This is a genomic window from Microbacterium sp. NPDC089188, assembly GCF_040685155.1.
GTDB lineage: Bacteria > Actinomycetota > Actinomycetes > Actinomycetales > Microbacteriaceae > Microbacterium > Microbacterium galbum.
The window spans coordinates 604,036-621,009 of sequence record NZ_JBFBHH010000003.1 but is presented as its reverse complement, the minus strand read 5'-3'; the positions used below and the strand labels follow the sequence as shown (position 1 = coordinate 621,009).

Below are 16,974 nucleotides of genomic sequence, written 5' to 3'. Positions count from 1 at the left end.
ACATCGAGGGGGTGTTGCGCTTCGCGCGCGAAGCACCTACTGTCCGGGGGCTGTCAATCCCCCGCGGACGTCCCCGCGGCCTCGAAACCATGGCCCCACACGAACCGAAGGGACATGACATGTCGAAGGATCTGTCGAAGGGCGATCGCGTCAGTTGGGACACCCCGCAGGGCAAGACGCAGGGCGAGGTCGTGGAGAAGAAGACGAAGGACTTCCAGCACGACGGCCAGAAGTTCACGGCGTCCGAGGACGACCCGGCCTACATCGTGAAGTCGGAGAAGTCGGGCTCGACCGCGGCGCACAAGGGCTCGTCGCTGAACAAGCTCAAGAGCTGACCGCGCGGTCGCGCCGGCGGGCTCAGCGACCACCCCGGTCCTGAGCCCGCCGAAGGACCCGGGCCGCCGCAGAGGCCCCTGAGCCTGTCGAAGGGACCGGGCCCCACACGTCACCCGGTGACGTCGACAGGCTCAGGCACCTCCGCTCCGCGAGACCGTCGAGGACCGGCACCCATCGCTACTCCTTCGCGTCGCGCCGCTTCCTCATCTGCGCCAGCGCGAGCCCCAGCCGGTGGTTGCCCGCCAGCACGTCCTCGTGCCGCTCGAGGAACTCCCAGTACGCCTCGGTGAACGCCGAGTCCTTGGCATCCTGCGCCGACGGCCACCACGAGCCCATCTTCTGCAGATACGCCCCGCCCGAGACGTAGGGCTTGGTGGCGACGAACCCGCCGTCGGCGAACTGGCTCATGCCCATGACGTTGGGCACCATCACCCAGTCGTACGCGTCGACGAACAGCGCGAGGAACCACGCGTTCACCTGCCGCGGCGCGTAGCCCTGCAGGAGGAACCAGTTGCCGAGCACCATCAGCCGCTCGATGTGGTGCGCGTACCCCCACCGGTGCACGCGCTCCAGCACCGTGCGCACCGGGATCGGCAGGTCCTTCGGCATCCGCTCCCCCGAATACCAGTACTTCTGGATCCGCTGCTCGAGGTGCAGCGCGTTCACGTGCTCGAGCTTCGGGTGTGCCCGGTACATGCCGCGCATGTACTCGCGCCATCCGATCACCTGGCGGACGAACCCCTCGACGGATGCCAGCGGGGCGTCCGTGCGGGTGGCTGCGGCGACCACCTCCTCGACGGTCAGAAGCCCGATGTTCAGCATCGGCGAGATGATCGCGTGGAAGAGGAACGGCTCGTCGGCCTTCATCGCGTCCTCGTAGCGGCCGAAGTCGTGCAGGCGCTCCGCGACGAAGACGTCGAGCCAGTCGCGGGAGTCCTCGGGGGTCACCGGGAGCCAGAACTCCTCCGCCGCGCCCGGGTGCCCGGGGAACAGCTCATCGACCTCCGCGATCACCCCGCGCGTGATCTCGTCGTGCGCGAGCTGCGGCAGGGGCGGGATCTCGACGCCCTTCTTCGGCAGGGCCTTACGGTTGTCGGCATCGAAGTTCCAGCGACGCCCCGCGGGCTTGCCGCCGTCCATCAGGATGCCGGTGCGCCGGCGCTGCCAGTGGTAGAAGTCCTCCATGAGCGGCGTGGGGTGTTCCGCGAACCAGCCGTCCACGTCCTCCTCGGGCGTGAGGAAGAGCCCGTCCGAGAGCACGTCCGTGTCGACGTCGTGGTCGGCGCAGATCCGCGCGATGCGCTCGTCGACGGGACGGTTCGGGTCGCTCATCCAGGTCAACCGCGACACGTGGTGCTTCTTCAGCAGGCGTTCGAGGCCCGCCTTGAACGTCAGGTCGTCGTCGAGGGTGATGCGCCGCACGGTCCGGCCCTCGGCCTCCAGCCGCGCCGCCGTGTGCCGCATGGCCGACACCAGCAGCACGATCTTGTGCCGGTGGTACGGCAGCTTCGCGAACCGCGGTGCCGACTCGATGAAGAAGAATTCCTCGACCTCGTCGTCGACGTACGCGGGGTGCTCGGCGAACTGCTGGGTGGCCAGGATCAGCGCGGCCTTCATGCGCTGCGCCTCTGAGCCGCGGCCTTCGACCGGCATCCGCGCGAGCAGTACAGCACCTGGTCCCACTGATCGCGTCCGCTCCAGCGCTTGCGGTCGCTGAACGGGCGGCCGCAATACGCGCAGGGCTTGGAGCGCACTTCGGGTCGTGACATGCCGTCATCGTCGCAAAGCGCCGGGGCCCGACTCGGGGGCTTGCGCTCTCACGACGAACCGTTGCGCGCAAGGCCCGTGCGCCTGGATCGGACGAGTGGTCGGGTGCCGTCATGGACACCTTCGCCGAACGCACCCCCGACACCGCCGACGAGCCCGACGAGCTCGAGACCGCCGACGCACCGTCGGTTCCCACGACCGACGACGACGACACCCCCGTCGACAACCCCTCCGGCGGCTGAGGCCGCCTCTCCCCGCACCCGCGGGTCGGGGCGGTGCCGGTGGATCGGCACCGCCCCGGTCGGGTCGTCAGTCGGTCAGGTCGAACGTCTCGTTCTCGCCGCCTCGCGGGCGATCACCCGTCACCTTCGACGTCACGAGCGCGATCGCCGTCGCGATGCGTCCACCCGCGCTGCCCCAGTACTCCCCCGTCAAGGTCGAGACCTTCAGCAGCGTCACGCCCGGCGCCTCGGGGCCGTCCGGAAACCACGCCTCGACGCTCGTCGACCACAGCTCCTTGAGCTTGGCGAGGTCGTCGACGACCTCGGCCTCCCCCGCGAGCGACAGCCACGTGCCGTCGGTGCTGAACGACAACCCCACCTTCGGGTCCCGACGCACGTGCTCGACGGCGGAGGCGTGCGTCCCGACGATGAACCAGAGATCTCCGTCGGACTCGGTCTCCTGCACGGTGAGGGGGTGAGCGTGCAGGTCGCCGTTCTCGGCCCGCGTGGTGACCATGGCGAAGCGGAACTTCTTCAGCAGTTCGTTGAGCTTCTCCAGCTCGGAAACAGTGGATGACATGACTCTCCCTCGATCGTGGAGGTCCCAGCCCAGCGGTTCGATCCTCGACGCGCTACGTGTTGACGGCGGGCGCACCGTCTGCTCTCGGAGGGGCGAGGCGGTCGAGCTCGGCCAGCGCCTCGCGCGCCCGCGACAGCCGCGCCGCGACCTCGTCGTCCCACCACTTCGGCCCTCGTTCGCCCAACCCGGCCTTGGCCAGCCCCACGCGAGACCGGGCGTCGGCCGTGGCGTCGTCATCCCCGTCGCGTTTCGCCACGCGCACCGCCGCACGCGCCCTCCCCAGGTGGGAGCACAGGGCCGTGGCGAGATCCTCCGGAAGCAACGGGTCCGTCCGACGCCACCGCCTGCCGTCGATGACCAGCCAGCGCTCGTCGTCGGACGCGGCCGGATCGGTGGATGCCATGCGCCCAGTCCAGCGCACCGCGCCGGCCGTCGAAAGTTCCCGGGCGGCGTTCGGGCATCCGTGCTAGCGTGGAGGTATTCGTTCTGGGACTTGCTTCATCGACGCCCGCCTCATCGCTGAGATGCCGGGCGCACGGCGCCGAGCCGTTTCCGACAGCATTCCCTCCCTCACCCATCGCGTGCCTCGCTCGACGGCCTCGGTCCTCGCGTCGCACTCGCGGAAAGTTCTTGTGTCTTTGCTTCACCCTTCGCCACTGTCGTGGCGCCAGGCCGATCTCGACGTCTACGTCGCGACGGCCGGATCCGACTACGCCGGTTTCGTCGGCGCGGCCACCTCGGGCTACGAAGCCCAAGGTCCGCTCGGCGAGAACCTCGGCGTCCATGCGTCCGTCGTCGCGGCTCAGGCCGCGGTCGACGGGCACCGCGTCCGTGTCACCGATTCGGTGCCGCGGCGTCCCCGTCCGCTCCGCACGCGTCGGAGCGGCACCCACGGTCGCATCTGCGGCCCAACATGAATAAAGGAAGAACACGATGGCCACTGGCACCGTGAAATGGTTCAACTCCGAAAAGGGCTACGGCTTCATCGCTCCCGATGACGGCTCGGCCGACCTGTTCGCGCACTTCAGCGCGATCCAGGGCAACGGCTTCAAGGAGCTCACCGAGGCCCAGAAGGTCGAGTTCGACGCTGAGCAGGGCCCCAAGGGCATGCAGGCGGCGAACATCCGCCCCCTCTGAGCTCCGCTCCTCTGCACGAGAGCCGGGCGCGTCGCCGACGCGACGCCCCGGCTTTCGTCGTTCCCGGGCGGCGGCGGCCCGGCCGTCGCGGGGGCGCTCGCACGCGCGGATGTTTCCGTTTCCCGTGAGGCTCCTGCACATGTGGATGTATTCCGGGGCCTTTATACGGCGACCCGTAATGTGAACCTCGGGTCGGGAAGCCGTCGGCCCGACCTCCGCAGAACGCACACCCGAGGAGCAGCAGATCGCTACCCCCGTCGCCGAGTCCCGCCTCGGCCCCGTACGTCAGACCTATTCCGGAACCAAGGAATTCCCCCCGATCACCAAGGCCTACACGGAGCTGTCGCAGGTGGTCCGCGAGAGCGGGCTGCTCGTACGCACCCCGCGGTTCTACGCGGGTGTCGCCGTGGCGATCGTGCTCGGGTTCGCCGGGTGCATCACCGGCTTCATCCTCCTCGGCGACAGCTGGTTCCAACTGATCATCGCCGCGGTCCTCGGCATCCTGTTCACGCAGGTCGCCTTCCTCGCGCACGAGGCGGCCCACCGGCAGATCTTCGCCTCCGGCCCCGCCAACGACCGCCTCGGCCTCTTCATCGGCAACGGCATCGTCGGCATGAGCCGCTCGTGGTGGGCATCGAAGCACACCCGGCATCACGCCAACCCGAACCGCGTCGGCAAAGACCCCGACATCGAGATCGACACGATCTCGTTCCTCGACGTCGACGCCGCCAAGGCGCGCGGCGTGCAGCGCTGGATCACGCAGCGCCAGGGCTATCTCTTCTTCCCACTGCTGGCCTTCGAGGGCATCAACCTCTACGTCCTGGCGCTCCGTCACCTGCTCTCGCGCGGCGAGAACAAGGACCGTTGGAAGGAGCTCGGCCTGCTCGCCCTGCGCCACACGATCTTCATCGCCCCGATCTTCGTCTTCCTGCCGGTGGGCCTCGCATTCGCGTTCTTCGGCGTCTCGGTCGCCGTTTTCGGCATCTACATGGGCGCGTCCTTCGCGCCCAACCACAAGGGGATGCCGGTCATCGAGCCCGGCGCGAAGCTCGACTTCTTCAGCAAGCAGGTGCGCACCTCGCGCAATGTCTCGGGCGGCTGGTGGGCCACGTGGCTCATGGGCGGGCTCAACTACCAGATCGAGCACCACCTGTTCCCGAACATGCCGCGCCCGCACCTCAGCCGCGCCCGCGTCATCGTGCGCGAGCACTGCGCGACGATGGACGTGCCCTACGTCGAGACGACGCTGTTCCAGTCCTACGGGATCGTCATCCGGTACCTCAACCGGGTGGGCCTCGCTGCCCGCGACCCGTTCGAGTGCCCGATGACCTCGGCGGCGCGCCACCTCAACGCGGAGTAATCCCCGTCGAACGACGGCGCCGTGCCCTCCGGGGCGCGGCGCCGTCGTGATCCGCGGCCGGGCTTGTTCGAGCGCGCGGTGAGCGAGGGCGGTGAGAACGCCACCCCTCGACGCACCCGGGTGCACCTTCGGGCGGGCGCCGTCACCCGCGCGCATCCGCGAGCGGCGGAGGACACTCGCCGCCGTCCGTCGTCGCCCGTTCGAAATGCCACCTCTCGTTCGCATAGGTCTGGCAGAGGCCCCATTCGCGGCCGTGCTCGATGATCCACAGCTGGGCGTCCAGCGATCCGATGTCGACGGCGTGCCCGGTCACGTGGCTGGACTGCTCGGGAGTCGCGACGAATTCGCGAGCCACCTCCTCGCTGCCGTAGGTGCGGATCGCCTCTTGCAGGAGCCAGCGCTGATAGGCCTCACTTCGCCATCCGCTGGTGATGTCGAACGAGATCCCGTCGTCGTCGGCCACCTCCGCCGCGGCCCGCAACGCCTCGAGCAGCTCGGCGTCGAGGCGTCCCAGTGCCGGATGCCCGTCATCGGCCGGCGTCAACGGCTCGGCATCCGGGATCATGCCGTCGGCCTCGGTCGGCGGGAACGGAACCGCAGCGCTGATCCCCGCGACGAACGACGACGCGGTCACCGTCGACAGGACGACGAGGGCGGCGATGAGCACGACGATCGCCCCGCCGGCGCCGACGAGCAGCACGAGGAGGCGACGACGGACGGGGCGTGGAGACCGGGACGAACGCATGCCACGAGTCGATCGCGACGACCGTTGCCGGAGCGTATGCCGCCGGGCATACGACGGCGATAGTCCCGTCCGGACCGGTCACGATCAGTCGCGCGAGACCTCGTGCAGGAGCACGTCGCGGACGGCGCCGTCCGACAGCGTCGCCGTCATGACCGTGCACGCCGGTTGGCGGCGCCGATCGGTGGGCGAGCCGGGGTTGAGCAGCCGCAGTCCCGCGGGGGTCAGCGAGTCCCACGGGATATGGCTGTGCCCGAACACGAGCACGTCCGTGTCGGGGTAGGCGGCATCCATGCGCTTCTCCCGCCCCGCGGCGGCGCCCGTCTCGTGCACCACGGCGAGGCGCACCCCGTCGATCTCGGCACGGGCCACCTCGGGCAGACGCGTCCGCAGGCCGTCCCCGTCGTTGTTGCCCCAGACCCCCCGCACGGGTCCGATCGCCGACAGATCGTCGAGCACGCTCTCCTCGACCCAGTCGCCGGCGTGCACGATGAGATCGGCCCGGGATGCCATCCGCCGCACCGCCGTGGGGAGAGCTCGGGCCCTCTTCGGCACGTGCGTGTCGGCGAGGAGCAGAAGTCGCGTCGGCATGCGTCCACGCTACCGACGCATACGTCGGCGATATCCCCGCCCGCCTACGATGACGGGATGCGCGTGCTGATCGTCGAGGACGAACCCTTCCTCGCCGAGGCGATCCGTGACGGCCTCCGGCTCGAGGCGATCGCCGCCGATATCGCCGGCGACGGCGACACCGCTCTCGAACTGCTCGGCTACACCGCGTACGACGTCGTGGTGCTCGACCGCGACATCCCGGGCCCGAACGGCGACGAGATCGCGCGGGACCTGGCTGCCCGTGCAACCGCGCCCCGCGTCCTGATGCTGACCGCGGCCGACCGCCTCGACGACAAGGCGTCGGGGTTCGAGAGCGGCGCCGACGACTACCTGACCAAACCCTTCGTGCTGCGCGAGCTCGTCCTGCGCCTCCGGGCTCTCGCCCGGCGCCCTGCGGCCTCCGCCCCACCGGTGCTCGACCAGGACGGCATCCGCCTCGACCCGTTCCGCCGCGAGGTCTACCGCGACGGTCGATACGTCTCGCTGACGCGGAAGCAGTTCGCGGTGCTGGAGGTGCTGATGACCGCGAGGGGCGGGGTCGTCAGCGCCGAGGCGCTGCTGGAGCGCGCGTGGGACGAGAACGCCGACCCGTTCACGAACGCCGTGCGCATCACCATCTCCACGCTCCGCAAGCGCCTCGGCGAGCCCTGGCTCATCCAGACGGTTCCGGGCGTCGGCTACCGCATGGGTCCGCTCGATGGATGAGCGCGCACCCGGCCTGTCGGTGCGCGTCAAGCTCACGTTGAGCTACGCCGCGTTCGTCGTGATCGTCGGTGTCGCCGTCTTCGCGCTCGGGTTCCTCGTGCTGCGCTTCCTGCCGGAGGGGAACCTCTTCTCCGACAGCGGCGCGTTCACCCCCGCGCGCGGAGACTTGACGGAGGCGTTCGTGCGATACGCCTGGTACACGGTGGCGGGCCTCGCGGTCGTCGGCCTCGGCGGCGGGTGGGTCGTGTCGGGCATCATGCTGCGGCCTCTCACCCGCATCACCGACACCGCCCGCGCCGTGCAGGGCGGCGATCTGGAACGGCGCGTCGCCCAGCCCGGCCGACGCGACGAGCTCACCGATCTGGCCGACACCTTCGACGCGATGCTCGAACGTGTCGGCGAGACCCTCCGCGAGCAGAAGCGGTTCGCCGCGAACGCGTCGCACGAGCTGCGCACGCCGCACGCGACGATGCGCACCATGCTGGAGGTGGCGCGTGCCGATCCGGCCGGGGTCGACATCGACACGCTCCTCGACCGGCTCGACACCACCAACGAACGTGCGATCCGACTCACCGAAGCGCTGCTCCTGCTGTCGCGCGCCGGCAGCACGACGCCTCTGCCGCGCGGCTCCGTCGATGTCGGCTCCGTCGTCCGGGCGGCCGTCGTCGAGGCGCAGTCAAGCGCTCACGACGCCGGTGTCGCGCTGACGGCGCAGACCGCCTCGGAGGTGACGGCCCATGGCGACGAGACGCTCCTCGCCCAAGCGGTGACCAACCTCGTGCGCAACGCCGTCGTGCACAACGTCCCGGGCGGCTGGGTGCGCGTGGGCGTGCACAGCGATGCCGCCGAGGTGTTCGTGGACGTCGCCAACACCGGGGCTCCGCTCACGGACGCCCTCGTCGCCACGCTCCCGGAGCCGTTCGTGCGCGGCGCCGGCCGGACGCGCGGGCGTGGGGACGGGACGGGGCTGGGCCTCGCGATCGTCGCCTCGGTCGCGCGCGCGCATGACGGAGTGCTCGAACTCTGGCCGCGCGAGGGCGGGGGCCTCCACGCGCGGCTTCGTCTGCCGCGCTGATCGCGGCGCGAGCGGCGCGCGCGTCATCGACGTGCGAGCAGCCTGCCCCCGACGACCACGACCGTTCCGATCAGTGCTCCGGCGGTGTTGGCCACGACATCGCTCGGGTCCGGCACACGCCCGGGGATGACGGTCTGCGCGATCTCGATCGTGGCCGACACCGCCGCCCCCAGGACCACGGATGCCGGCGCCCACCGCAGCGGGAGCAGCAGCGCGACCGCCGCACCGAGGGGGATGAAGAATCCGATGTTCACGGCCACATCGACACCCCAGCCGAACAGCACCTCGGTCCACACCGGCGGGAGCCGATCGAGCACATCGAGGGCGAGGGAGCGCGCCGGCCACGCGATCGAGCGCGGCGCGAGCGTGAGCGCGGCCGTCACGGCCAAGACCCCCGTGGCGCCCAGCACGCGGGCGGGGGTGAGCAGCGGTGCGCGGCGATCTGTCATGAGAACCTCCGGGTCGACGAATCACCAGCCCATCGCGCGGCGTGTTGCCCCGGCGTCTGCGGGAGTCGATACGTCGGCGATAGGCGGGCCCGCGAGAGGGCGAGAATGGAGGCGTGCCATCGACCCGCCGCTCCCCCGCCGCCCTCGCTCTCCTCGTGGACGCCGTCCTCGTGACCGTCTTCGCCGCCATCGGGCGGGCGACCCATGACGGCGACGTGCTCGGGCCGTTCGGTTCGGGGCTCGCGACGACGGCCTGGCCCTTCCTCGTCGCCCTCCTCGTCGGCTGGCTGGTGTCACGGGCGTGGCGCGGCCCGGTCGCGCTCGTCCGCACGGGGCTGCCCGTCTGGGCCGTCACGGTGATCCTCGGCATGGTGCTGCGTGCCGTCAGCGGTCAGGGCGTCGCGGTGGCGTTCGTCATCGTCGCGGCCGTCACGCTCGCGCTGTTCCTGCTCGGGTGGCGCGGGATCGCGCGCCTCATCGGACGGGGACGACGGACCGCGACGCGACCGCTCTGAGCCCCACCCGGTCGCTTCGCGTCGGCGCCCCGGTCCTGGCACCCGACGTCCGGAACGCACGCGCCACCGGGATGCCGGACCGAGAGGTCAGGCTTCGTCGGACAGGGTGACGTCGACCTGGATCTCCGTCGCCAACCTCTCCAACTCCGCCACCAGGTCGTCGACGACGACGGTCGCAGCGAGCGTCGCCGTGATCGAGGCCTCGAACAGTCGTCCGCCGGCCATCGCGGCATCCGTCGTCTGCGTCGACATGCGTTCGATACTCGCGCCCTGCGCGCTGAGTGCGGTCGACAGCTCGCGCACGATACCGGGGCGGTCGTTTCCGACCACGTCGAACGTCACCGTGCGCGCGGCAGCGGCAGCGGCGGCGGCAGCAGCTCCGGCGTGCACCGTGACGGCGAGCGTTCCGGCCAGCCCCTCGAGTGCGGCGCGCAGGGCGGCGGCGCCGTCGGCGGCGATCGAGACCTCGACGATGCCGGCGAAAGCTCCCGCCAGCTCGGCGAGCTCGCTGTTCTCCCAGTTGCCGCCGTGGGCGTCGACGATGTCGGCGACGGAGGACACGAGCCCGGCGCGATCGTCGCCGACGATGGTGAGGACGAGGGTGGTCATGGCGACAGCGTAGCGAGCGGCCCGCTGCTACCGTGGGACCACGAGACTCCCGGGGGTGAGCGTGTGATCGCATCGATGATCGCCGTGCTCAACCTCGTGCTCGCCTCCGCCGAGCTGGCCGTGACACCCGGAGGGGGGACACCGCTGCTGGCGGTCGTCCTGGCCGCGGCGGTCGTCGTCACCGCCGTGATCGTGCTCGTCGTCCTCCCGGCGCTCCTGGCCGCCACGGCGCCGCCGAGTCCCCGCCCCGCCGATCCCTCGGCACCGATCGCCCAGAGCGATCCCGATGCCGCCGGCCACCCGCGCCCGCGCGCGCCGGGCCGCACGATCCGCGTCGCCTGATCCCGACCGCCCTGCCGCGTCCCGCGGCATTCTCCGGCGTTCTCTGCGGACTGCGACGCCGGTCGCCCGCGCCCGCCCGGCTCCTGCCGTCGACCGCGCCCCGCGACCGATCCCCGCCGTGATCGACGCACCGATTGGACGCCCCGTGGACCTCTTCGCCCTTCCTCCCCTCGCTTTCCTCCTCGACATGACCACCCGCGCTCTGCTCGCGCTCGCCGCCGTCTTCGACCCGCTCGTGCCGGGCGCCGCCGCCGCCCTCGCGGTCGTCGCCGTGACCGTGATCGTGCGGATGCTCCTCATCCCCGTGGGCGTGTCGCAGGCGCGTGCCGAGCAGACACGCGCGCGCCTCGCCCCGCAGCTGCGCGCCCTGCAGGAGCGGTGGCGGAAGAACCCGGAACGTCTGCAGAGCGAGACGATGCAGCTCTACCGCGACGAAGGCGCCTCCCCCTTCGGCGGCTGCCTGCCCCTGCTCGCGCAGGCTCCGGTGGTGGGGCTGCTGTACGCGGTGTTCCTGCATCCCGTCGTCGGCGGACACGCGAACCTCCTCCTCGCGCACGACCTCTGGGGTGTCCCCCTCGGACGCAGCCTGGTCTCCGCCCTCTCGACGGGAACGGTGGATGCCGCCACCGCCGCCGTGATCGGCGGGATCGTCGTCGTGATCGCCGGGGTCGCCGAGCTCACCCGACGCCTGCTCCGGCCTGCGGTCGACCCCTCCGCGCCGGCCTGGACGGGCGCGATGGTCGGCGCGCTGCAGTTCACCACGGCCGTCGTGGCGGTGTTCGTGCCTCTGGCCGCCGGCCTCTATCTCGCGGTGACCACCGTGTGGACGCTCGCGCAGAGGCTGATCCTGCGCCGTCGCTACCCGCTCCCGGCGTGAGGTCCGGGCGGACGCGGGCTCACACGGTGAGCGGGGCGGCGTCCCACCGCGGCGCAGACGACGCATTGACCGCCGCCATGGCGAGCACGAGCAGCGCCGCGCCCGCGGGAAGAAGCATCGCCGTGGCCACCGACACATCCTCGGCGATCGCGCCGGTCACCGCCGACGACACCGCTTGGGCGAGGGTCAGCGCGGAGGCGAGCAGGGTCATGGTCGAGGCGGTTCGTCCGCGCGGGGCGCGGTGACCGGCGAGGCTGAACAGCGTCACGAGCGAGGGCCCGACGCCGATGCCCATGAGGCACAGCACGATCGTGACGGTGACCACGGATCCGCCGACCGTGTACGCCCCCGCGGACGCGGTGAGGATAGCCGCGAACAGCACCAGGCGCCAGCGCAGCGCGAAGCGCGCGGGCAGGGCCGCGACGGCCAGGGCCAGGACGGCCGAGCCGACGCCCATCACGCCGTAGAGCAGCGCCCCCGCCTCGGGTGCGCCCTGGGCCTCCATGAACGCGGTCAGCGAGGTCAGCGTCGAACCGAAGAACAGTCCGACGCCGAAGACGGCCGCGATCAGCACGAGCATGCGGGGGTGCAGCACGTCACGGAAGGGCGCCATCTCCTCGCGCTCCGACCGTTCGGGTACGGCCCGTCCGGTCGGGTGCAGCGCGAACGCGGTGACGAAGACGAAGCTCAGCACCGCGGCGCCGATGATGGGCGCCCAGGGGGCGACGAGCGCGGCGAGGACGCCGACGACGAAGGGGCCGATGACGAAGGCGGTCTCGTCTGCGGCCGACTCGTACGCCATCGCACGCGAGAAGGTGCGCTCACGGCGCTCGGGGCGCACCCGGTCGCCGATGAGGGCCATCACGCGGCTCCGCGACATCGCGGCGGTCTGCGGGCCGGTGAGACCGATCGCCGTCGCGACGATGAGCAGCAGCGCCTCACCGGGGGCCGATGCCACCACGAGCGGGAAGAGCGCGAGCAGGATGCCGTTGGCCACCCCCACCGGGACGAGCACGCGCCGCTGGCCGTGACGGTCGGCGAGGTCGCCGAGCACGGGGCCCGCGACGACGACGCCGAGGCCGACGGCGGCGGAGGTGAGCCCGCCGAGCGCCACGGAGCCGCGCAGGGCGACGACGATGGCGAGGACGCCGACGGTCATCATCGCGAACGGCAGACGAGCGACGAACGCGACCGGGAAGTACCAGAATCCGGTGTGATGGATCAACGGTCGGTCGACGACGGGGGCGGGGTGGTGCATGAGGATCTCCGGGGCGTGGGGCAGTGCCGCCTTGCCGGTCCGGTAGGTAGATGCACGAGGTGCGGCGGGCGAACCCGCGCGACCAGTCTACCGAAAGGCCTCGACCGGGGCCCGGTCAGCTCACGATCGCGGCGATGGCGGCGAGCACGGACGCGAGGGCGAGCACGAGGGCGACCGCGATGAGCACGGTGTGCACGATGAGGAACGCCGTCGGCTTTCCCGCGGCATCCCGCGCCCGGGGGTCCTTCGCGATGCGCGGGTAGAAGCGCGGCCAGACGACGGCGTTGAAGACGGCGTTGGCGAACAGCAGCACGATCAGCAGGGGTTCCACACGTCGAGCCTAGGCGCCCCCGTCCGCCCGTCGCGCCGCGCGACTACCGCGCGCAGTCGATGCACCGCCGCGCGAACGGCCGCGCCTCCAGGCGGGCGTCCGCGATTGGCCGGCCGCACCGCTCGCACACCCCGAAGGTCCCGGATGCCACGCGCTCGCGCGCAGCGCGGATCTCGGCGCGTTCGGCCTCGGCTCCGCGACGCAGCGCGTCGACCTGGGCCCACTCCCCCGACAGCGTCGATCCCTCGGGGTCGTGCTCGTCGTCGGCTGTTGCGTCGGCGCGGTCGTGACGAAGACTCTCCTCGTCGTCGTGCAGGCGGGAGAGGCGGTGAGCGATCTCCCGCTCCCGTTCCTCCAGCACGCGCCGTGCGGTGTCGGCATCCATGCCTCGACGCTAGCCCCCTCCGCCGACACCGGCGCTGGGGCAGGATCGCGGCATGAGCGAAATCCGACGCCACTGGTCGCCGACCGCGGTCGCGTTCCTCGTCCTGTCCGTCGCCGGCCTGGTCGGCACCTGGACCTTCAACGCCTTCGCCATCGTGCAGATGCGCGACTTCATCGGGGATCTCGTCACGAGCGGACCCGCGGTGTCGTCGATCACGATCGACCTGCTCGTCGTGGCGATCGCCGGGAGCGTCTTCGTGATCGTCGAGGCGCGGCGGCTCGGCATTCGCTTCGCGTGGCTGTACATCGTGCTCTCCGGCGTGACCGCGTTCGCCTTCACGTTCCCGCTCTTCCTGGCCATGCGCCAGCGCCGCCTGACCGCCCTCGAGAACGCGTGAGTCGCCGAGGATCGTCGCCTCCACAGGCGCAGAAGCGACGAATCCCGGCGACTCATGCGAGGGACGAGGGGTCAGCGGGCGGCGAGGCCCTCGCGGAGTCCGTCGACCAGCGGGGTTGTCGGGCGACCGATCAGCTCCGACAGCGTGCCGTCGGTCTGCGAGAGCGCACCGCGCGCGATGGCGTCGTCGATCCCCGCGACGAACGCCGCCGTCCCGGCATCCAGGCCCGCCGCCTGCAGGCCGGCCTCCAGCTGCTCGAGCGTCACCGCCGTGTACGACACCGGACGGCCGAGCACCTCGCCCGCGGCCGCGGCGAGGTCGTCGTAGGTCCACGCCACATCTCCGCCGACCTCGAGGGTGCGTCCGGCGAGCTCGTCGGTGGTCAGGGCGATCGCCGCCGCCGCCGCATAGTCGCGACGGCTCGCGCTGGCGACACGCGCATCCCCGACGGCCGCGACGATCTCGCCGGTGTCGGCCGCGCGGGCCACGGCATCCAGGTAGTTCTCGGTGTACCAGTTGTGACGAAGGACGGTCGCCGACAGGCCCGACGCGGCGATCGCCTCCTCGGTGGCCTTGTGATCGGCGCCGAGCGCGTAGTCGACCTGGTCGACGCGCGGGGCGCTGGTGTAGACGAGGCGCTCCACGCCGGCCGCGCGCGCCGCGTCGATGACATTGCGGTGCCCGGCCACGCGGTCGGCGTCGGTCCCGGAGATCAGCAGCACGCGGTCGACGCCCGCGAAGGCTGCGGCGAGGGTCTCGGGGCGGGAGTAGTCGAGCTCGACGACGCCGACCCCGCGCGCGGCGAGGTCGTCCACCTTCGCGGGCGTGCGGACGCCGGCGACGATGTCGGATGCCGCGACGCCGCGCTCGAGGAGAGCGTCGACGACGAGACGGCCGAGGTGTCCGGAGGCGGCGGTGACGAGGAGAGTCATGGGAGTGTCCTTTCGATCGGTACGCCTCGTGCAACGGCGGCCGCCCGCCCGCATTCCGGAATGCAGGTACCCACTTTCTGGTTAGGTACTCACATGAGCGTCAGTCTTGCCGATCTGCGCGGCCGCAACCCCGAGATCTTCACCGACGGCTGCCCCACCCGCACCGTGCTCGATCACGTGATGGGCAAGTGGGGCATCCTCGTGCTGCTGGCGCTGTCCGACGGCACGCAGCGCTGGTTCGTCCTCCGCCGCAACATCTCCGGGATCAGCGAGAAGATGCTGGCCAGCACCCTCAAGACGCTCGAGGGCGACGGACTCGTGCAACGCACGGCCTACCCCGAGGTCCCGCCCCGCGTCGAGTACGCCCTCACACCGCGCGGACGCGATCTCATGACGCGCGTGATCCCCCTCATGGAGTGGGTCGCCGACAACGCCGACGACATCGTGGCGCGGAAGGACTGACCCGTGCGCATCCCCGACCTGCGCACGGTGCGCGGCAGTCTCACCGTCCGCGCGCCGCGGCGTGTCCCCCTGCTCCAGGTGGCGAAGTCCGCGCTCGCCATCGTGGCGGCGTGGCTCCTGGCGGGCTGGCTCGTGCAGGGTCCGCCCCCGATCTTCGCCGCGATCGCGGCGCTCCTCGTCGTCCAGCCGAGCATCAACCAGTCGTTCACCCGCGCCGTCGAACGCAGCGTCGGCGTCATCGTCGGCGTCCTCATCGCCGCCCTCCTCGGCCTCGCCTTCGGGTCGCAGCCGTGGGTGGCGCTCCTCTCGGCGGGGGTGGCGCTGGCCGTCGCCTGGGCCGCCCGGATCTCGCCGGGCGCGACGAACCAGATCGCGATCAGTGCCCTCCTCGTGCTCGCCCTCGGCACCGCGACCCCGAACTACGCCCTCGACCGCGTCCTCGAGACCCTCATCGGCGCTGCCATCGGCATCGTCGTCAACACCGTCCTCGTCCCGCCCGTGCTCGTGCCCGCGGCCCGCGAGAAGGTCGACGTCCTCGGACGCGAGCTGGCCGCGGCCCTCGAGCGCCTCGCCGACGCCCTCGAGAGGCCGCAGACCCCGGCATCCCTCGAGGGGCTCCTGCTCGAGGCGCGGTTGCTGCGCCCCGTCCGGGATGCCGCCGCCGATGCGATCCGCGAGGGAGCCGACTCGCTGGCCTTGAACCCCCGCAGCAACCGGCACCGCGCGGAGCTCGCGCAGATGGGTGCGCTGCTGGATCGCTTCACCCCGGTGGTGACGCAGACCGTCGGCATGACGCGTGCCGTCTACGACGGTTACGAGAGCTCCATCGTCGACGAGCCGGCGGTGCGCGCGATCGCGGAGCAGTTGCACCGGGCCGCGCACGACGTGCGGTTGGCGTTCGCCCTCGACGCGGGGCCCGAGCGGGCGGTCGACACCGAGCCCGCGCTCACCCGCCCCCTGCAGATCCAGACGCCCTCGACCCTGCACTGGGTGCTCACGGGATCGCTCCTGATGGATCTGCACCGCGTCCACGAGACGCTCCGTGAGACCGAGGACTGAGCCGGACGGCATCCCTGTCCTCTCCGCAAGCCCCCTGAGGATCGGCGCTGTCGCGACCCCGTCGTCCCCCGGCGCTGGTTGACTGGGGCCATGGGTACCGCGATGTTCCCCCTCGGAGCCGTCCTCTTCCCGCACACGCCCCTCGCGCTGCGGATCTTCGAGGAGCGCTATCTCGTCATGCTGGGGCGCCTGCTCGACGAGACCGACCCCGCCTTCGGCGTGGTGCTCATCGAGCGCGGCTCCGAGACCGGCGGCGGCGACCAGCGTTTCGCCCTCGGCACCATGGCGCAGCTCAGTCACGTCGTCCCGCAGGCGGGGCAGATGCAGATCGTGGCGCGCGGGACCGAGCGCTTCGAGATCGTCGAGTGGCTCGACGACGCGCCCTATCCGCGCGCCGACGTCCGCGCCCTCCCCGACCTCGAGTGGAACGACGCACTGATGCCGCTGCTCGAGGAGGCCGAGCGCATCGTGCGGCGCGTGCTCGGCCGCGCCCAGCAGTACGGTGGCACGCGCTGGGATCCCGAGGTCGAGCTGTCGGAGGAGCCGCTCCCCCGCGCCTGGCAGGTCGCCGCGATCGCGCCGCTGGGTGAACTCGACCAGATGGAGCTCCTGCGCTCCGAGACCCTGGGCGGGCTGCTCCGGGCGACCATCGACCTCACCCTCGCGGCCGAGCCGCTACTGAACGACCCGGTGCCCGACGGGGTCATCGTCGTCGACGAGGACGACGACGAGGTCTGACATCGGCGGTCGCCCCGCGGATGCCGACCACGACGCACCGGAGTCCGGAACACCGCCGACGCGGCGTCCCGGACTCCGGTGCGGC

General features: G+C 71.5%; 26 protein-coding genes. 14 read left to right on the top strand and 12 right to left on the bottom strand.

The annotated features are described in order from the left end of the window. Positions 1–119 precede the first annotated feature (119 nt). A complete protein-coding gene (locus AB0N80_RS12930) occupies positions 120–335 on the top strand; it encodes a DUF2945 domain-containing protein (protein WP_315992928.1) in 216 nt (71 codons plus the stop codon). Positions 336–513: 178 nt separating this feature from the next. Here the strand turns inward: AB0N80_RS12930 and AB0N80_RS12925 are convergent, their stop codons facing one another. Both AB0N80_RS12925 and AB0N80_RS12920 read right to left on the bottom strand, forming a co-directional pair. Then, positions 514–1,953 (bottom strand): cryptochrome/photolyase family protein, encoded by a 1,440-nt coding sequence (locus AB0N80_RS12925; protein ID WP_363578918.1) that lies wholly within the window; start codon positions 1,951–1,953, stop codon positions 514–516. Then, complete coding sequence (locus AB0N80_RS12920; protein ID WP_315992930.1) at positions 1,950–2,105, bottom strand: DUF2256 domain-containing protein; 156 nt, start codon at positions 2,103–2,105, stop codon at positions 1,950–1,952. Before AB0N80_RS12920 ends, AB0N80_RS12925 begins: the two co-directional genes overlap by 4 nt. 111 nt (positions 2,106–2,216) lie before the next feature. Between AB0N80_RS12920 and AB0N80_RS12915 the strand changes: the two genes are divergently transcribed. Continuing rightward, positions 2,217–2,345 carry a hypothetical protein gene (locus AB0N80_RS12915; protein ID WP_315992931.1) on the top strand — a complete coding sequence of 43 codons (129 nt, stop codon included), beginning with the start codon at positions 2,217–2,219 and terminating at the stop codon, positions 2,343–2,345. A gap of 67 nt (positions 2,346–2,412) precedes the next feature. Here AB0N80_RS12915 and AB0N80_RS12910 read toward each other — a convergent pair whose 3' ends face one another. Both AB0N80_RS12910 and AB0N80_RS12905 read right to left on the bottom strand, forming a co-directional pair. After that, positions 2,413–2,904 carry a pyridoxamine 5'-phosphate oxidase family protein gene (locus tag AB0N80_RS12910; RefSeq protein WP_363392363.1) on the bottom strand — a complete coding sequence of 164 codons (492 nt, stop codon included), beginning with the start codon at positions 2,902–2,904 and terminating at the stop codon, positions 2,413–2,415. 52 nt (positions 2,905–2,956) lie between these two features. Further along, entirely contained in the window at positions 2,957–3,307 is a 351-nt protein-coding gene (locus AB0N80_RS12905; protein WP_363578917.1) for a biopolymer transporter Tol, read from the bottom strand. A 229-nt stretch (positions 3,308–3,536) separates the two neighbouring features. On the opposite strand from AB0N80_RS12905, the gene AB0N80_RS12900 reads away from it, so the two are divergent. The 3 genes from AB0N80_RS12900 to AB0N80_RS12890 all read left to right on the top strand — a co-directional run bounded on the left by AB0N80_RS12900 (position 3,537) and on the right by AB0N80_RS12890 (position 5,401). Continuing rightward, the gene (locus AB0N80_RS12900; protein WP_315992934.1) at positions 3,537–3,821 is read left to right on the top strand and encodes a hypothetical protein; all 285 of its coding nucleotides are present in this window, start codon (positions 3,537–3,539) and stop codon (positions 3,819–3,821) included. A gap of 16 nt (positions 3,822–3,837) precedes the next feature. Then, positions 3,838–4,041 (top strand): cold-shock protein, encoded by a 204-nt coding sequence (locus AB0N80_RS12895; RefSeq protein WP_013583139.1) that lies wholly within the window; start codon positions 3,838–3,840, stop codon positions 4,039–4,041. Between the two features lie 244 nt (positions 4,042–4,285). Next, positions 4,286–5,401, top strand: coding sequence for an acyl-CoA desaturase (locus tag AB0N80_RS12890; RefSeq protein WP_315994568.1), 1,116 nt, complete (start codon positions 4,286–4,288; stop codon positions 5,399–5,401). Between the two features lie 142 nt (positions 5,402–5,543). On the opposite strand, the gene AB0N80_RS12885 is transcribed toward AB0N80_RS12890, so the two are convergent. Further along, the gene (locus tag AB0N80_RS12885; protein ID WP_315992935.1) at positions 5,544–6,146 is read right to left on the bottom strand and encodes a M15 family metallopeptidase; all 603 of its coding nucleotides are present in this window, start codon (positions 6,144–6,146) and stop codon (positions 5,544–5,546) included. Positions 6,147–6,230: 84 nt separating this feature from the next. Beyond that, positions 6,231–6,734, bottom strand: coding sequence for a metallophosphoesterase family protein (locus AB0N80_RS12880; protein ID WP_363578916.1), 504 nt, complete (start codon positions 6,732–6,734; stop codon positions 6,231–6,233). A gap of 57 nt (positions 6,735–6,791) precedes the next feature. Between AB0N80_RS12880 and AB0N80_RS12875 the strand changes: the two genes are divergently transcribed. Together AB0N80_RS12875 and AB0N80_RS12870 are read left to right on the top strand one after the other, a co-directional pair. Further along, positions 6,792–7,460, top strand: a complete 669-nt coding sequence (locus tag AB0N80_RS12875; protein WP_315992937.1) for a response regulator transcription factor — start codon at positions 6,792–6,794, stop codon at positions 7,458–7,460. Further along, complete coding sequence (locus AB0N80_RS12870) at positions 7,453–8,535, top strand: HAMP domain-containing sensor histidine kinase (RefSeq protein ID WP_363578915.1); 1,083 nt, start codon at positions 7,453–7,455, stop codon at positions 8,533–8,535. The genes AB0N80_RS12875 and AB0N80_RS12870 overlap by 8 nt, the downstream gene beginning before the upstream one ends. A 23-nt stretch (positions 8,536–8,558) precedes the next feature. Here the strand turns inward: AB0N80_RS12870 and AB0N80_RS12865 are convergent, their stop codons facing one another. Then, positions 8,559–8,984 (bottom strand): VanZ family protein, encoded by a 426-nt coding sequence (locus AB0N80_RS12865; protein WP_315992939.1) that lies wholly within the window; start codon positions 8,982–8,984, stop codon positions 8,559–8,561. 113 nt (positions 8,985–9,097) lie between these two features. Here AB0N80_RS12865 and AB0N80_RS12860 point away from each other — a divergent pair, with 113 nt between their 5' ends. After that, on the top strand, positions 9,098–9,499 hold the full coding sequence (locus AB0N80_RS12860) for a DUF3054 domain-containing protein (RefSeq protein WP_315992940.1): 402 nt from the start codon (positions 9,098–9,100) through the stop codon (positions 9,497–9,499). An 87-nt stretch (positions 9,500–9,586) separates the two neighbouring features. Here the strand turns inward: AB0N80_RS12860 and AB0N80_RS12855 are convergent, their stop codons facing one another. Continuing rightward, positions 9,587–10,108 carry an ACT domain-containing protein gene (locus tag AB0N80_RS12855; protein ID WP_315992941.1) on the bottom strand — a complete coding sequence of 174 codons (522 nt, stop codon included), beginning with the start codon at positions 10,106–10,108 and terminating at the stop codon, positions 9,587–9,589. A gap of 63 nt (positions 10,109–10,171) precedes the next feature. Here AB0N80_RS12855 and AB0N80_RS12850 point away from each other — a divergent pair, with 63 nt between their 5' ends. Next, positions 10,172–10,450 carry a DUF6412 domain-containing protein gene (locus AB0N80_RS12850; RefSeq protein WP_315992942.1) on the top strand — a complete coding sequence of 93 codons (279 nt, stop codon included), beginning with the start codon at positions 10,172–10,174 and terminating at the stop codon, positions 10,448–10,450. Positions 10,451–10,637: 187 nt separating this feature from the next. Continuing rightward, positions 10,638–11,327 (top strand): membrane protein insertase YidC, encoded by a 690-nt coding sequence (gene yidC / locus AB0N80_RS12845; RefSeq protein WP_363578914.1) that lies wholly within the window; start codon positions 10,638–10,640, stop codon positions 11,325–11,327. A 19-nt stretch (positions 11,328–11,346) separates the two neighbouring features. On the opposite strand, the gene AB0N80_RS12840 is transcribed toward yidC, so the two are convergent. The 3 genes from AB0N80_RS12840 to AB0N80_RS12830 form a co-directional block, all read right to left on the bottom strand. Then, positions 11,347–12,585: an MFS transporter gene (locus tag AB0N80_RS12840; RefSeq protein ID WP_315992944.1), complete on the bottom strand. Its 1,239-nt coding sequence runs from the start codon at positions 12,583–12,585 to the stop codon at positions 11,347–11,349. Between the two features lie 115 nt (positions 12,586–12,700). Then, positions 12,701–12,916 (bottom strand): SCO4848 family membrane protein, encoded by a 216-nt coding sequence (locus AB0N80_RS12835; protein WP_315992945.1) that lies wholly within the window; start codon positions 12,914–12,916, stop codon positions 12,701–12,703. 43 nt (positions 12,917–12,959) lie between these two features. Beyond that, entirely contained in the window at positions 12,960–13,301 is a 342-nt protein-coding gene (locus AB0N80_RS12830) for a TraR/DksA C4-type zinc finger protein (RefSeq protein WP_315992946.1), read from the bottom strand. Positions 13,302–13,353: 52 nt separating this feature from the next. On the opposite strand from AB0N80_RS12830, the gene AB0N80_RS12825 reads away from it, so the two are divergent. Next, entirely contained in the window at positions 13,354–13,698 is a 345-nt protein-coding gene (locus AB0N80_RS12825; RefSeq protein WP_363578913.1) for a DUF2834 domain-containing protein, read from the top strand. A 71-nt stretch (positions 13,699–13,769) separates the two neighbouring features. Here AB0N80_RS12825 and AB0N80_RS12820 read toward each other — a convergent pair whose 3' ends face one another. After that, the gene (locus tag AB0N80_RS12820; protein WP_363578912.1) at positions 13,770–14,630 is read right to left on the bottom strand and encodes an SDR family oxidoreductase; all 861 of its coding nucleotides are present in this window, start codon (positions 14,628–14,630) and stop codon (positions 13,770–13,772) included. 93 nt (positions 14,631–14,723) lie between these two features. Between AB0N80_RS12820 and AB0N80_RS12815 the strand changes: the two genes are divergently transcribed. The 3 genes from AB0N80_RS12815 to AB0N80_RS12805 all read left to right on the top strand — a co-directional run bounded on the left by AB0N80_RS12815 (position 14,724) and on the right by AB0N80_RS12805 (position 16,889). Continuing rightward, on the top strand, positions 14,724–15,092 hold the full coding sequence (locus AB0N80_RS12815) for a helix-turn-helix domain-containing protein (RefSeq protein ID WP_363578911.1): 369 nt from the start codon (positions 14,724–14,726) through the stop codon (positions 15,090–15,092). A 3-nt stretch (positions 15,093–15,095) separates the two neighbouring features. Beyond that, positions 15,096–16,151 (top strand): FUSC family protein, encoded by a 1,056-nt coding sequence (locus tag AB0N80_RS12810; RefSeq protein WP_315992950.1) that lies wholly within the window; start codon positions 15,096–15,098, stop codon positions 16,149–16,151. 90 nt (positions 16,152–16,241) lie between these two features. Further along, on the top strand, positions 16,242–16,889 hold the full coding sequence (locus tag AB0N80_RS12805) for an LON peptidase substrate-binding domain-containing protein (protein ID WP_315992951.1): 648 nt from the start codon (positions 16,242–16,244) through the stop codon (positions 16,887–16,889). Positions 16,890–16,974: the final 85 nt, after the last annotated feature.